At 69.7% G+C, this 12,994-nt stretch carries 13 protein-coding genes; 10 read left to right on the top strand and 3 right to left on the bottom strand.

Annotated elements, in window-relative coordinates:
• Positions 1-32: 32 nt before the first annotated feature.
• The 10 genes from ABT001_RS26105 (at position 33) to ABT001_RS26060 (ending at position 10,790) form a co-directional block, all read left to right on the top strand.
• Positions 33-650 (top strand): TetR/AcrR family transcriptional regulator, encoded by a 618-nt coding sequence (locus ABT001_RS26105; RefSeq protein WP_351282013.1) that lies wholly within the window; start codon positions 33-35, stop codon positions 648-650.
• A gap of 621 nt (positions 651-1,271) precedes the next feature.
• Positions 1,272-2,486 carry an amidohydrolase gene (locus ABT001_RS26100; RefSeq protein ID WP_502967522.1) on the top strand — a complete coding sequence of 405 codons (1,215 nt, stop codon included), beginning with the start codon at positions 1,272-1,274 and terminating at the stop codon, positions 2,484-2,486.
• A 204-nt stretch (positions 2,487-2,690) separates the two neighbouring features.
• Positions 2,691-3,743 (top strand): BMP family lipoprotein, encoded by a 1,053-nt coding sequence (locus tag ABT001_RS26095; protein ID WP_351282010.1) that lies wholly within the window; start codon positions 2,691-2,693, stop codon positions 3,741-3,743.
• A 240-nt stretch (positions 3,744-3,983) separates the two neighbouring features.
• Positions 3,984-5,567 (top strand): ABC transporter ATP-binding protein, encoded by a 1,584-nt coding sequence (locus ABT001_RS26090; protein ID WP_351282105.1) that lies wholly within the window; start codon positions 3,984-3,986, stop codon positions 5,565-5,567.
• Positions 5,567-6,685, top strand: a complete 1,119-nt coding sequence (locus ABT001_RS26085; RefSeq protein WP_351282008.1) for an ABC transporter permease — start codon at positions 5,567-5,569, stop codon at positions 6,683-6,685. The genes ABT001_RS26090 and ABT001_RS26085 overlap by 1 nt, the downstream gene beginning before the upstream one ends.
• Positions 6,682-7,947 carry an ABC transporter permease gene (locus tag ABT001_RS26080; protein WP_351282006.1) on the top strand — a complete coding sequence of 422 codons (1,266 nt, stop codon included), beginning with the start codon at positions 6,682-6,684 and terminating at the stop codon, positions 7,945-7,947. The genes ABT001_RS26085 and ABT001_RS26080 overlap by 4 nt, the downstream gene beginning before the upstream one ends.
• Positions 7,944-8,342, top strand: a complete 399-nt coding sequence (locus tag ABT001_RS26075; RefSeq protein WP_351282004.1) for a cytidine deaminase — start codon at positions 7,944-7,946, stop codon at positions 8,340-8,342. The genes ABT001_RS26080 and ABT001_RS26075 overlap by 4 nt, the downstream gene beginning before the upstream one ends.
• A 116-nt stretch (positions 8,343-8,458) precedes the next feature.
• Positions 8,459-9,736 carry a thymidine phosphorylase gene (locus ABT001_RS26070; protein WP_351282002.1) on the top strand — a complete coding sequence of 426 codons (1,278 nt, stop codon included), beginning with the start codon at positions 8,459-8,461 and terminating at the stop codon, positions 9,734-9,736.
• Positions 9,737-9,834: 98 nt separating this feature from the next.
• Positions 9,835-10,425 carry a Uma2 family endonuclease gene (locus tag ABT001_RS26065; RefSeq protein WP_351282000.1) on the top strand — a complete coding sequence of 197 codons (591 nt, stop codon included), beginning with the start codon at positions 9,835-9,837 and terminating at the stop codon, positions 10,423-10,425.
• A gap of 20 nt (positions 10,426-10,445) precedes the next feature.
• The gene (locus ABT001_RS26060) at positions 10,446-10,790 is read left to right on the top strand and encodes an STAS domain-containing protein (RefSeq protein ID WP_351281998.1); all 345 of its coding nucleotides are present in this window, start codon (positions 10,446-10,448) and stop codon (positions 10,788-10,790) included.
• A gap of 7 nt (positions 10,791-10,797) precedes the next feature.
• On the opposite strand, the gene ABT001_RS26055 is transcribed toward ABT001_RS26060, so the two are convergent.
• The 3 genes from ABT001_RS26055 to ABT001_RS26045 form a co-directional block, all read right to left on the bottom strand.
• Positions 10,798-11,121, bottom strand: coding sequence for a hypothetical protein (locus tag ABT001_RS26055; RefSeq protein ID WP_351281995.1), 324 nt, complete (start codon positions 11,119-11,121; stop codon positions 10,798-10,800).
• A complete protein-coding gene (locus ABT001_RS26050) occupies positions 11,118-12,107 on the bottom strand; it encodes a sigma-70 family RNA polymerase sigma factor (protein WP_351281993.1) in 990 nt (329 codons plus the stop codon). The genes ABT001_RS26055 and ABT001_RS26050 overlap by 4 nt, the downstream gene beginning before the upstream one ends.
• Positions 12,108-12,204: 97 nt before the next feature.
• Positions 12,205-12,921 carry a L,D-transpeptidase family protein gene (locus ABT001_RS26045; RefSeq protein ID WP_351281991.1) on the bottom strand — a complete coding sequence of 239 codons (717 nt, stop codon included), beginning with the start codon at positions 12,919-12,921 and terminating at the stop codon, positions 12,205-12,207.
• Positions 12,922-12,994 lie beyond the last annotated feature (73 nt).

Below are 12,994 nucleotides of genomic sequence, written 5' to 3'. Positions count from 1 at the left end.
AATGGAAACATTGCGCTGGGTAGGCTGATCCCATGCCTGACACCACCGAGCAGCGGCCCTACCACCACGGGAATCTCCGCACGGAGCTACTTGACGCGGCGGAGCGCGGCCTGAGGGCGCACGGGGTCGAGCACCTCTCCCTACGGGACTTGGCGCGGGATGTCGGCGTGAGTCACGCGGCGCCCCGTCGGCACTTCGCGGACCGCCGCGCGCTGCTGGACGCCCTCGCCGAGTCGGGCTTCGTCCGCCTCGGCGCGAAGCTGCGGGCCGCGGTGGACGAGATCGACGACGGGGGCGACCTGTCCGCTCGCCTGCACGCGTTCGCGTCGGCCTACGTCCGGTTCGCGACCGAGAACGCCGCGCTGACCGGGCTGATGAACTCCAGCAAGCACCGCCCAGGGGCGACCGCAGTCGCCGAGGCCGCCGCAGCCGCATTCGGGCAGATCGGTGATCTGATCGAAGAGGGCCAGGCGCGCGGCGAGTTGGAGGAGGGCGACCCGGAGGACATCGGGCTCATCATCTACGCCACCGTCCTGGGGATCACGTCCATGCTCAACAGCGGCATGATCGAGCCGGGGCGGCTCGAAGGGCTCGTGGACACCGCGGTGACACAGTTCCTGCGAGGCGCCCGCCCGACGGAGCCACGTTGACCGAACCGCTGGACCGGGCTCTGTCTCCGCTTCCCCGGCCTCGGTGCGTGGAGCGAACCTGGCCGCGAATCCTCGGCGAAGTCCCCGAGCTCGGACAGCGCCGAACCGCCGACCCGGCGCGGCAACGGTCATGACGGGGGCGGCAGCCGGACTCCCCGGTGTACGCCGTGATGCTCGCCGAACAACCCCGCCCTGAGAGGGCGGCTGCAAGCGGAGGGCCCGAAGCTCGACGCCCGAGCCTCGGCCTCCGGGCGCCGGGATCGGGCGGCACCCGCGCCTCCTCCCGCGCCGGAGCCGCAGGAGGCGGGCGGCGTACGTCGGAAAGCCGGCCGGCCGCAGCCGGTCAACGACATGTGGATCGCGGCTTGCAGCCTCACCTATGACCTACCGCCGGCGACCCTGAATCTCAAGGACTACGCGTACTTCAAGGATGTGCACGCCCTCCGCGTCTGGGGGAGGAATAAGGCGGGCGGGCTCATTCATGCTGGTTCGGTGAGCGCCGGAGCATACCCATCACAACCGCCCGTCACACGCCGCAAGACCGGTTTTTGTTCCCCTGAGCGGCTGAACTTTTGTGGATCAGTGGTCAGTTGTGGGTATCGGGGGCCTACCCTTGACTGGGTGAACCAGTTGAAGTCCCGTGCACCCCACACCGAGGTCGTCCTGCCCGGCGCTCTGCCCGGCGATCTGCGTGCCGAACTCGTCGCGTTCCGCCGTGATCTGCATATGCACCCCGAGCTAGGCAACCAGGAGTTCCGTACCACCGCGGCGATCAAGGCCAGGCTGGAGAAGGCCGGTCTGGAGCCGCAGGTGCTGCCCGGTGGCACGGGGCTCGTGTGTGACGTGGGGGAGTGGGACGGTGTGACGCCGATCCTGGCGTTGCGGGCCGACATCGACGCGCTGCCGATCCCGGACACCAAGGAGGGCGTCTCCTACAGGTCCACGGTGCCCGACCGCGCGCACGCCTGCGGGCACGACGTCCACACCAGCTGCGTCCTGGGTGCGGGCCTGGTGCTGAGCGAGCTGGACCGGCAGGGTCTGCTGCCCCGCCCGGTGAGGCTGCTGTTCCAGCCCGCGGAGGAGGTGCTGCCCGGCGGCGCCACCGACGTGGTCGCGGCCGGTGTGCTGGCAGGGGTGGGGCGGATCCTCGGGGTGCACTGCGACCCCAAGGTGGACGTGGGCAGGATCGGGCTCCGGATCGGGCCGATCACCTCGGCCTGTGACCGCCTGGAGGTCTCCCTCGACGGTCCCGGCGGACACACCGCCCGGCCGCACCTGACCACCGACCTGGTGACCGCGGCGGCCAGGGTGGCCACCGACGTGCCCGCGCTGCTCGCCCGGCGCGTCGACGCGCGGGCCGGTCTCGCGCTCACCTGGGGGCGGCTGCAGACCGGTCACGCGCCGAACGTCATCCCGCAGCACGCCGAGCTCTCCGGGACGGTCCGCTGCCTCGATCTGGAGAGCTGGCGGCAGGCACCGGACCTGGTGCACGCGGCGATCGACGAGGTGGCCGGAATGTACCGGGCCAAGACGGTGATCGACTACATCCGAGGGGTGCCGCCCGTGGTGAACGACGCGGAGACGATCGGCCTCCTCGACGCCGCGATGACCGTCCGGCGCGGGTCGTACGCGATCGAGGACACCGAGCAGAGCCTGGGCGGCGAGGACTTCTCCTGGTACCTGGAGAAGATCCCTGGCGCCATGGCGAGACTGGGGGTGCGGACCCCTGGCGACACGCGTGACCTCGACCTGCACCGGGGCAACTTCGACGTGGACGAGGAGGCGATCACCGTGGGGGTGGAGCTGTTCACCGCCGCCGCGTTGCTGGACGCCTGACGTGCGATGTCGGGACGGCGGACGCCTCCGGATGGCATCGTGTTCCCTGCTGGTAACGGCTTGTAACCGGACAGGACACCTCCTGTTCGCGACGATCCGATAACGGCTTCCGTACAGGTCCTTATCTGACATCTACGCGCGTTACGATCGCGGCGAAACCAGCGCCGGAAGAGGCGCTTCGGTCAGGTTTGAAGGAGCCTTCCCTTGCGCCGGATCACCAGGATTGCCACCGTGGGCGTCATGTCCGCGGCACTCGCGCTGAGCGTCACGGCGTGTGGCGAGTCGTCCTCCTCGTCGAGCAGCAGTTCCGACTCCAAGGCCGAGAAATCGGCCATCGCCTACGACATCGGTGGCCGCGGCGACCAGTCGTTCAACGACGCCGCCTACGCGGGTCTGGCCCGGGCCGAGAAGGACCTCGGCGTCAAGGGCACCGAGGCCGAGCCGTCGGACGGCGAGGCGGACGCCGACAAGGTGCAGCGCCTCACCGCGCTGGCCCGCGCCGGCAACAACCCGGTGATCGGCGTCGGCTTCGCCTACGCCCCCGCCATCGAGAAGGTCGCGCCGAAGTTCCCGAAGGTCACCTTCGGCATCATCGACGACGCCTCGGTGACCGGCGAGAACATCGCCAACATCGTCTTCAACGAGGAGCAGGGCTCCTACCTCGCGGGCGTCGCCGCGGCCAAGGTCACCAAGACCAAGACGGTCGGCTTCATCGGTGGTGTCGAGACCCCGCTGATCAAGAAGTTCCAGGCGGGCTTCGAGCAGGGCGTCAAGGAGACCGACCCCTCGGTCAAGGTCGTGCCCCAGTACCTGACGCAGCCGCCGAACTTCGACGGCTTCTCCAAGCCCGACCTCGGCAAGGCCGCCGCCCAGGGGCAGCTCGACAAGGGTGCCGACGTGGTCTACTCGGCGGCCGGTCTCGCCGGTTCGGGTGCGATCGAGGCCGTCTCCAAGGCCGGCAAGTGGAACATCGGCGTCGACTCCGACCAGTACAAGCAGGAGGGCCTCGCCGCCTACAAGGCGTCGATCCTGACCTCGGTCACCAAGGACGTCGAGGACTCCGTCTTCAACCTGATCAAGTCCGTCCAGGACGGCAAGCCGCAGTCCGGCGAGGTGCGCTACGGCCTCGACAAGGACGGCGTCGGCCTGTCCTCGTCCAACCCGGCCTTCACCGAGATGACCGAGGTCATCGCCGCCGTGGACAAGGCGAAGAAGGAAATCATCGACGGCAAGATCACCGTCAAGTCCGCCCCGTAACGATCCCGGTCGTCACGCTGGTTTCCCGTGGGCCCGGAGCGCGCGCAGTCGCCGCTCCGGGCCCGTGGGGTGCCCGTCGAGGAAGTTGTGCCCTTCGCAGTGCCCTGCTCGCACAGGCCCGGAACCCCGCGTCCGGACCGTGCCGTGCGCCTACGCTTCACGATTCGGCAGCACTACGCGTGTAGACAGCCCTCAGGCGCGATAACTTCACCCCCGCCCCCTGCCCCTGTGCCCCCGCTCCTGTCCGGCCAAGGAGAGTGCGTCATCAACGCGTCCAGCAGTCCCCCTGCCGTAGAACTGCACGGCATCACCAAGCGCTTCCCCGGAGTCGTGGCCAACCACGACATCGGCATCACCGTACGCAAGGGAACGGTCCACGCCCTCGTCGGTGAGAACGGCGCCGGGAAGTCCACCCTGATGAAGATCCTCTACGGCATGCAGAAGCCGGACGAGGGCACCATCGCCGTGGACGGTGAGCAGGTCTCGTTCGGCAACCCCGGTGACGCCATCGCGCGCGGAATCGGCATGGTCCACCAGCACTTCATGCTCGCCGACAACTTCACCGTCCTGGAGAACGTCGTCCTCGGCGGCGAGAAGCTGCACGGCATCGGCTCCGCGGCGCGCAAGAAGATCAAGGAGATCTCCGACGCCTACGGTCTGGGGGTCAGGCCCGACGCACTCGTCGAGGACCTCGGCGTCGCCGACCGTCAGCGCGTGGAGATCCTCAAGGTCCTCTACCGCGGCGCCCGCATCCTCATCCTGGACGAGCCGACCGCCGTACTGGTCCCGCAGGAGGTCGACGCGCTCTTCGCGAACCTCCGCGAGCTCAAGGCCGAGGGCCTCACCGTCATCTTCATCTCGCACAAGCTCGGCGAAGTCCTCTCCGTCGCCGACGAGATCACGGTGATCCGGCGCGGGACCACGGTGGGCACCGCCGACCCCGCGAACACCACCACCAAGCAGCTCGCCGAACTGATGGTCGGCAGCGAGCTCCCCTCGCCGGAGACCCGCGAGTCCACGGTGACCGACGTGCCCATGCTGCGTGTGGAGGGGCTCACCCTCAGCGTGACGGACCCGGACGGGGCCGTGCGCGACGTCCTGTCCGACGTGGACTTCACGATCCACAAGGGCGAGGTCCTTGGCATCGCGGGTGTCGAGGGGAACGGGCAGACCGAGCTGATCGAGACGCTCGTCGGTATGCGGAACCCGGACGGCGGAGTCATCACGCTGGACGCCGACGACATCTCGCGCACCCCCACGCGCAAGAGGCGTGAGGGCGGCATCGGCTACATCCCCGAGGACCGCCACCGCCACGGGGTGCTGCTGGACTCCCCGCTCTGGGAGAACCGCATCCTCGGCCACGTCACGGAGAAGCCCAACAGCAAGGGCTGGCTGCTGGACCCGAAGGCGGCGCGCGCCGACACCGAGCGGATCGTGCGCGAGTACGACGTGCGCACCCCGGGCATCGAGGTCACCGCGGCGTCCCTCTCCGGCGGCAACCAGCAGAAGCTGATCGTCGGCCGCGAGATGAGCCACCACCCGAAGCTCCTGATCGCCGCCCACCCCACCCGCGGTGTGGACGTCGGCGCGCAGGCGCAGATCTGGGACCAGATCCGGGAGGCGCGCCGCGAAGGGCTGGCCGTCCTGCTGATCTCCGCGGACCTGGACGAGCTCATCGGGCTCTCCGACACCCTGCGCGTCATGTTCCGCGGGCAGCTGGTCGCCGACGCCGACCCCGCCACCATCACACCCGAGGAACTGGGCTCGGCCATGACCGGTGCCGCCGCCGGTCACCTCGAAGCAGCCCCGGAGGACGAGGCCTGATGAGGAAATTCGACAAGGACCGGCTGATCCTGGGCTTCGCCGGCCCGGTGCTCGCCCTGGTCGTGGCCTTCGTGCTCAGCACCCTGGTGCTGCTCGTCTCCGACCGCGACCCCTTCGAGCTGTACCGCCTGCTGTTCGAGCAGGTGTCGTACAGCGACGTACAGGTCCTGATCATCAACCAGGCCGGGACGTACTACCTCGCCGCCCTCGCGGTCGCGGTCGGCTTCCGCATGAACCTCTTCAACATCGGCGTCGACGGGCAGTACCGCCTCGCGGCGATGATGGCCGCCCTCGTCGGCGCCAGCGTCAGCCTCCCCGGGCCGCTCCAGATCGCACTGATCGTCATCGTGGCCATGCTCGTCGGCGCCTTCTGGGCGGGCATCGCCGGCATCCTCAAGACCACGCGCGGCGTGAGCGAGGTCGTCTCGACGATCATGCTCAACTCCATCTCGACCTCGCTGATCGCCTGGCTGATCCTGCCGAAGAACTTCGGGGAGCAGGCGACGGGTTCCAACAACCTGACGACGGGCGACATCCCGGAGGCAGGCTGGTTCCCCGGGCTGCCCCTGAGCCCCGAAGCCGGTGAGATCTACGGCTTCACCTTCGTCGCCGTCGGCTGCGGCCTCGTCTACTGGCTCGTGCTGAACCGCACCCGGTTCGGTTTCGACCTGCGCGCCACCGGCGCCAGCGAGAGCGCCGCCCAGGCGTCCGGCGTGGACGCCAAGAAGATGATCCTGACGTCGATGCTGATCTCCGGCGCGGTCGCCGGTCTCGTCGGGATGCCGACGCTGCTGGGAGACACCCACACCTACAGCCTCGACTTCCCCGTCGGCCTCGGCTTCACCGGCATCACCATCGCCCTGCTCGGCCGCAACCACCCGGTGGGCATCGCGCTCAGCGCCCTGCTGATCGCGTTCCTGGACAAGGCGTCGTCCCCCCTCGACCAGTTCGGCTTCGAGAAGGAGATCGCCACGATCATGCAGGGCCTGATCGTGATCTCGGTCGTCGTCAGCTACGAACTCGTCCGGCGCTACGGGACCCGCCGCCAGCAGCAGAAGGTCGGCGAGGAACTCGCCGCCGGCCACGCCCTCACCACCGAGAAGGAGGCGGCCCTGTGAGCACCAGCAAAGTCTCCGCCGCACGCGTAGCCGCCCCGAAGGGCGGCGGACGGCGCAAGCTGTCCCTGCCCGTCGCCCTCCTGATCATCGCCGGTGCGCTCGCCCTCGTCTCGCTGGTGCGCCTCATCAGCGGCGCGGACGACGTGACCTCCGTGGGCCAGGTGAGCGGCGCCCTCGAACTCGCCGTCCCGATCGGTCTGGCGGGACTCGGCGGACTCTGGGCCGAGCGGGCCGGTGTCGTCAACATCGGCCTCGAAGGCATGATGATCCTCGGCACGTGGTTCGGTGCCTGGGCCGGTTTCCAGTGGGGCCCGTGGGTGGGCGTCCTCTTCGGCATCATCGGCGGCGCGCTCGGCGGGCTGCTCCACGCCGTCATCACCGTCACCTTCGGCGTGAACCACATCGTCTCCGGTGTGGCCATCAACATCCTCGCGGTCGGCGTCACCCGCTACCTCTCCAACTTCACCTTCGCCGACGAGCCCGGCGGCTCCTCCAAGCAGTCCCCGCGCCTCGACGAGATCGACAAGATCACCGTGCCGGGTCTTTCGGACTGGATGCAGGACCTGCAACAACACCACTGGTTCTTCGTCTCCGACCTCGCCGGCATCGTCGGAGGTCTGGTCACCGGGCTGTCGCTGCTCACGGTCGTCGCCCTGCTGCTCATCCCCGTCACCTGGTTCGTGCTGTGGCGCACGGCCTTCGGTCTGCGGCTCCGCTCCTGCGGTGAGAGCCCGGTGGCGGCCGAGACCCTCGGCGTGAACGTCTACAAGTACAAGTACATCGCCGTGACGATCTCGGGCGGTCTGGCGGGACTCGGCGGTGCCTTCCTCGCCATCGTCGCCACCAGCATCTACCAGGAGGGCCAGACCGGCGGTCGCGGGTACATCGGCCTCGCCGCGATGATCTTCGGTAACTGGATGCCGGGCGGCATGGCGCTCGGCGCCGGGCTCTTCGGCTTCACCGACAGCCTCAAGCTCCGCGGCGGTGCCGAGAACGTCCACGCCATGCTGCTGCTCCTGGCGATCCTCCTGGTGATCGTCGTGTTCTGGCAGCTGTACCGGAAGAAGTACGTGAGCGCCGTGATCTCGGCGGTCATCTCCGGGGTGCTGTTCACCTGGTACGGCCTCACGGACCAGGTGCCGAGCCAGTTCGTGGACGCCGCGCCGTACGTCACGACGCTGCTGGTCCTCGCCCTGTCCGCCCAGCGGTTGCGCATGCCCAAGGCGGGCGGCGTGCCGTACCGCAAGGGCGAGGGCAAGTGACGACCCCACGGCCCGTCGACTGGGACGCGCTGCGCGAGGCCGCCCGGGACGCGATGTCCCGGGCGTACGCCCCCTACTCGGGCTACCCGGTCGGCGTGGCGGCCCTCGTCGACGACGGCCGCATGATCACCGGCTGCAACGTCGAGAACGCCTCCTACGGCATCGGCCTGTGCGCCGAGTGCGGGCTGGTCTCCCAGCTGGCCGCCACGGGCGGCGGCCGGCTGACCCACTTCACCTGCGTGGACGGCACGGGCGCGGTGCTCGTGCCGTGCGGGCGCTGCCGCCAGCTGCTGTACGAGTTCGGCGGGCCCGGCCTCGTCCTGGAAACACCGGACGGTCTCCGTACGCTCGACGAGATGCTGCCGCAGGCCTTCGGGCCGCAGCACCTGGGGTAGCCCTTCCGCCGCGCCGTCCCCTCCCGGGGGGACGGCGCGACGGAACGTCCACTCTCTATGCGCGTAGAGTCAACGGGACTCTCGCCTACCCATCCGGCCGGAAGGACTCCCATCCCATGGACGCCATCTCCGTCATCCGCACCAAGCGGGACAGGGGCGAGCTCAGCCCCGAGCAGATCGACTGGGTCATCGACGCGTACACCCGCGGCGAGGTCGCCGACGAGCAGATGTCCGCGCTGGCCATGGCGATCCTGCTGAACGGCATGAACCGCACCGAGATCGCCCGCTGGACCGCCGCGATGATCGCGTCCGGCGAACGGATGGACTTCGGCGCGCTCTCCCGCCCCACCACCGACAAGCACTCCACCGGTGGCGTCGGCGACAAGATCACCCTGCCGCTCGCCCCGCTGGTCGCCGCCTGCGGCGCGGCCGTCCCGCAGCTCAGCGGCCGGGGCCTCGGGCACACCGGCGGGACCCTGGACAAGCTGGAGTCCATCCCCGGCTGGCGCGCCCACCTCTCCAACGCGGAGATGCTGGACGTCCTGGACACCACCGGCGCGGTGATCTGCGCGGCCGGCGACGGCCTCGCCCCCGCCGACAAGAAGCTGTACGCGCTGCGCGATGTCACCGGGACCGTCGAGGCGATCCCGTTGATCGCCAGCTCGATCATGTCCAAGAAGATCGCCGAGGGCACCGGGGCGCTCGTCCTGGACGTCAAGGTCGGCACCGGCGCCTTCATGAAGACGATCGAGGACGCCCGCGAACTGGCCTCCACCATGGTCGCGTTGGGCACCGACAGCGGCGTGCGGACGGTGGCGCTGCTCACCGACATGGCGACCCCGCTCGGCCTCACCGCCGGGAACGCCCTGGAGGTGCGCGAGTCCGTAGAGGTCCTCGCCGGCGGCGGCCCCCGCGACGTGGTCGACCTGACCCTCGCACTCGCCCGCGAGATGCTCGACGCCGCCGGACTCAAGGACGCCGACCCGGAGAAGGCTCTGGCCGACGGCTCCGCCATGGACGTCTGGCGCCGCATGATCTCCGCCCAGGGCGGCGACCCGGACGCCGGACTCCCCGTCGCCCGCGAGCAGCACGTGATCACCGCCCCGTCCTCGGGCGTGCTGACCCGTCTCGACGCCTACGACGTCGGCGTCGCCGCCTGGCGGCTCGGCGCGGGCCGCGCGCGCAAGGAGGACCCGGTGCAGGCCGGGGCGGGCGTCGAGCTGCACGCCAAGCCGGGTGACACGGTGACCGAGGGGCAGCCGCTGCTGACCCTGCACACGGACACCCCCGAGAAGTTCGAGTACGCGCTGAAGGCGCTGCCGGGCTCGTACGACATCGCCCCGGCCGGGACGCCCTTCACCGCCACGCCGGTGGTGCGGGAACGTATCGCCTGACCTGCGGCTTTCCCTTTCGGGTGAACGGGACCGGTGGACCTGTGCCGGTCCCGTTCGGCATGCTGTTATCGGTGACGCACCGATAAGAGGAGACCGCCATGAGCGCACTCACTGTCGATCCCGGGCCGGGCCACGGCCAGGACTGGGACGACCTCGTCCGGATCTGGGAGGAGACGGACGCACCCGAGGGCTGCAAGGTGGAGATCATCGAGGGGATCGTCACCGTGTCGCCACCGCCGTCCAAGGACCACAACACCACTGCGGAGCTGCTCCAGCGCAGGCTCTACACCGTCATCCCGGAGGAGTGGGGGATCTACCAGACCCTCGGCGTCTCCGTGCCAGGGCGGGCCGGGCTGTACATCCCCGATCTCGTCGTCCTGCCGCGCGCGGTGGCATCCGGGCCCGGCAATCGCGTACCGGCGGAAGACGTCCGCCTCGTCGTCGAGATCACCTCACCGGCCAACGCCAACCACGACCGCATCGGCAAGGCGCACGGCTACGCGAAGGCCGGCGTCGAGCTGTTCCTGCTGCTCGATCCCTGGCACACCGGTCGCCCGACCGCGACCCTGTACGGAGAGCCGAGCGACGGCACCTACCGCGTCCTGGAAGCGGTCGAGTACGGCGGGACACTGACGCTGCCGAAGCCCTTCGGGCTGGATCTGGACACGGGGATCTTCCCGGTCAGCTGAGCCCGCATCGCCGGGCAGCGATGAGTTTCGGGCATCCCGCCGGTCTCCCTGGTGTGGATGCCATGACACCGAACGCCCTCGTCGTCACCGGCCGGATCACCCGCGCCGAGGTGCCGGCGCTCTGCGCCGAGCTGGAGGCGCTGCTCAGCGGCCCCTCGCCGGTCGCCGTGGTGGACTGCGACGTGGGCGGTGTCGTGCACCCGGACCTGGCCCTGGTCGAGGCGGTCGCCCGGCTGGGGCTCGTCGCACGCCGGGCCGGAGGCGTCGAGCTGCGGCTGCGCAACGTCCCGGCCGAACTGGGCGCGCTGCTCGATCTGGTGGGGCTGACCGATGTGCTGGCCCACGTCCGGTGGGAGCCGGAGTGAGCCTCGCTCAGCGGGCCGTGGCGCCGTCGCGGGCCACGGAGTAGGAACAGACGACCAGCGTCCCCTGAATCTTCCCCTGCACCCCCCGGGAGTCGTACGGCCCCGACGTGACGTCTGGCGACGGTCTCGGTGCCGCTCTCGGCGTCTCGCACCCGCCGCCTTCCGGCTGCGGTCCCGGTTCGGGGTTGCCGGCGGAGACGCCGGGCGACGCGGGGGCGGGGCCCGCCCCGGGTCCCGCCGTGGCGGACGGCTCGCCCAGCCACAGCGTCGCCGCCCAGCCACCCGCCACCAGCAGGGCCCAGCCGATCACCACGGGTCGTCCCGCACTCATGACGTGGCGTCGTCCAGATGGTCGGGGAACCCGAACAGCGGGAACCAGCGCGGGGTGTCCAGGAAGCAGTGCATCCCCGTGATGGCTCCGTCCGAGATGTCGATGACCTGAACCGCCCACGGCACGAAGCCCGGCCCGTCCGGATTCGGCTTGTAGTGAGCGAAGGCCGGGGTGCCGTTGGCCTGTGTCGCCAACAGCCGGGAACCGGCGCAGCTCGCCCCGATGCTGAGCATGAAGCCCGTGATGTCGTCGTGTCCCTGCAGCCAGAGATCGAACGGCGGCATGGTCATCACGGCGTCCTCATGGAGCAGCGCGGTCAGCGCCGCCATGTCGTATCCCTCGAACGCCGCCACATAGCGGTCCAGCAGCTTGCGCTGCTCCTCGTCGAGCGGATTCGCGGTGTCCGACGCCGTGGTCTCCGTGTCCGACAGCGTGGCCCTGGCCCGCTGCAGGGCGCTGTTGACCGAGGCGACCGAGGTGTCGAGCAGCTCGGCGACCTCGCTCGCCTTCCACGCCAGGACCTCGCGCAGGATCAGCACCGCACGCTGCTTCGGCGGCAGGTGCTGGAGCGCTGCGACGAACGCGAGGCGCACCGACTCACGGGCCACGGCGGCCTCCGCGGGGTCGGCCACCGAGGGCAGGATGCGTCCGTCGGGCATCGGCTCCAGCCAGGTGTTCTCCGGGAGGGGGTTCAGCGCGGCCTGGGCCAGCGGGGTCGGGCCGGTGAGGTCCACCGGCCTGGCGCGCTTGTTGCCCGCGTTCAGCATGTCGAGGCAGACGTTCGTCGCGATGCGGTACAGCCAGGAACGCAGGGAGGAACGGCCCTCGAACTTGTCGAAGTTGCGCCAGGCGCGCACCAGCGTGTCCTGGACCGCGTCCTCCGCCTCGAAGGCCGAGCCGAGCATCCGGTAGCAGTAACCGGTCAGTTCGACCCGGTGCCCCTCCAGACGGCTGTCGATCTCGGCTGTCGCTGTCTGATCACTCATCGCTCCACCCCTGTTGCGCTGTGACACCGCTCACTCGGCACTGTGGAAGCTACCTCAGGGCACTGACAACAGGGGCCGGAAGCGCGGAAACCGCTGCTCAGGTGCCGGGCTTGCGTCCGTACACGAAGACGTCGTCGCCGTTCTTCAACAGCTTCCAGTATGACTTCGCGTCCGCCGGGCGCATGTTGACGCAGCCCGCCGATCCCGGGTTGTTGTACATGGACTTGGTGACCGAGTGGAACGCCTGCCCGCCGTCGAAGAACTGGGCGTACGGCATGCGCACGTCGTACAGCGTCGACCAGTGGTCGATGTTGCGCCAGTAGATCTTCCTGGCGCCGGTCCGCGTCTCGTCGCCGTTGCGGCCCGTACGCACGGGCACCGGGCCGAACTTCAGCTTGGTGCCGTCCTGGATCCAGCTCAGCTGCCTGGTCAGGTCCACGCAGGCGATGCGGCCCTTGTTCGTCGGGCACTTCTTCGCCTTGTTCGGGGTCTTCCCGGCCGCCTTCTGGGCGGTGATCGTCTTCATCGTGCGCCAGGTGACCGGCCCCGCGTATCCGATGTTCGGCGTGATGCCCTTCGCGGTCTGGAAGGAGCGGATCGCCTTGCAGTCGGCCGCCGACTGCTTCCCGTCGGCCGTCCGCTTCAGCCACTTCTCGACCTGCTTCTGGTACGGCCCCTTCGAGGCCGTGCAGGACGCCGCCTCGGCCGCCGTCCCGGTGCCCAGGACGAGGGCCGGAGCGGCCAACAGACCGGCGACGGACAGGACGGCTCCGCGCCGCACTCCCGCGCCGCGTATCTTCCCCATGGTTCTCATGTACGCCTGCTCCCCTTCGCGTTCGCCCGCGGTATGACTCCGCTTGTTGGACACGCGTCGGGGAGCGGCGGTT

Source organism: Streptomyces sp. NPDC002793, from assembly GCF_040295485.1.
Classification (GTDB): Bacteria; Actinomycetota; Actinomycetes; order Streptomycetales; family Streptomycetaceae; genus Streptomyces.
Note: the sequence above shows the minus strand (reverse complement) of the source record. Positions and strands in the feature narration are given on the sequence as shown.

Bases quoted from the DNA above. Each gene is read 5' to 3' on its own strand.
- ABT001_RS26065 (WP_351282000.1), top strand. From the start codon at position 9,835: ATGAGCGCACTCACTGTCGATCCCGGGCCGGGCCACGGCCAGGACTGG.
- ABT001_RS26070 (WP_351282002.1), top strand. From the start codon at position 8,459: ATGGACGCCATCTCCGTCATCCGCACCAAGCGGGACAGGGGCGAGCTC.
- ABT001_RS26045 (WP_351281991.1), bottom strand. From the start codon at position 12,921: ATGAGAACCATGGGGAAGATACGCGGCGCGGGAGTGCGGCGCGGAGCC.
- ABT001_RS26050 (WP_351281993.1), bottom strand. From the start codon at position 12,107: ATGAGTGATCAGACAGCGACAGCCGAGATCGACAGCCGTCTGGAGGGG.
- ABT001_RS26105 (WP_351282013.1), top strand. From the start codon at position 33: ATGCCTGACACCACCGAGCAGCGGCCCTACCACCACGGGAATCTCCGC.
- ABT001_RS26060 (WP_351281998.1), top strand. From the start codon at position 10,446: ATGAGTTTCGGGCATCCCGCCGGTCTCCCTGGTGTGGATGCCATGACA.
- ABT001_RS26085 (WP_351282008.1), top strand. From the start codon at position 5,567: ATGAGGAAATTCGACAAGGACCGGCTGATCCTGGGCTTCGCCGGCCCG.
- ABT001_RS26055 (WP_351281995.1), bottom strand. From the start codon at position 11,121: ATGAGTGCGGGACGACCCGTGGTGATCGGCTGGGCCCTGCTGGTGGCG.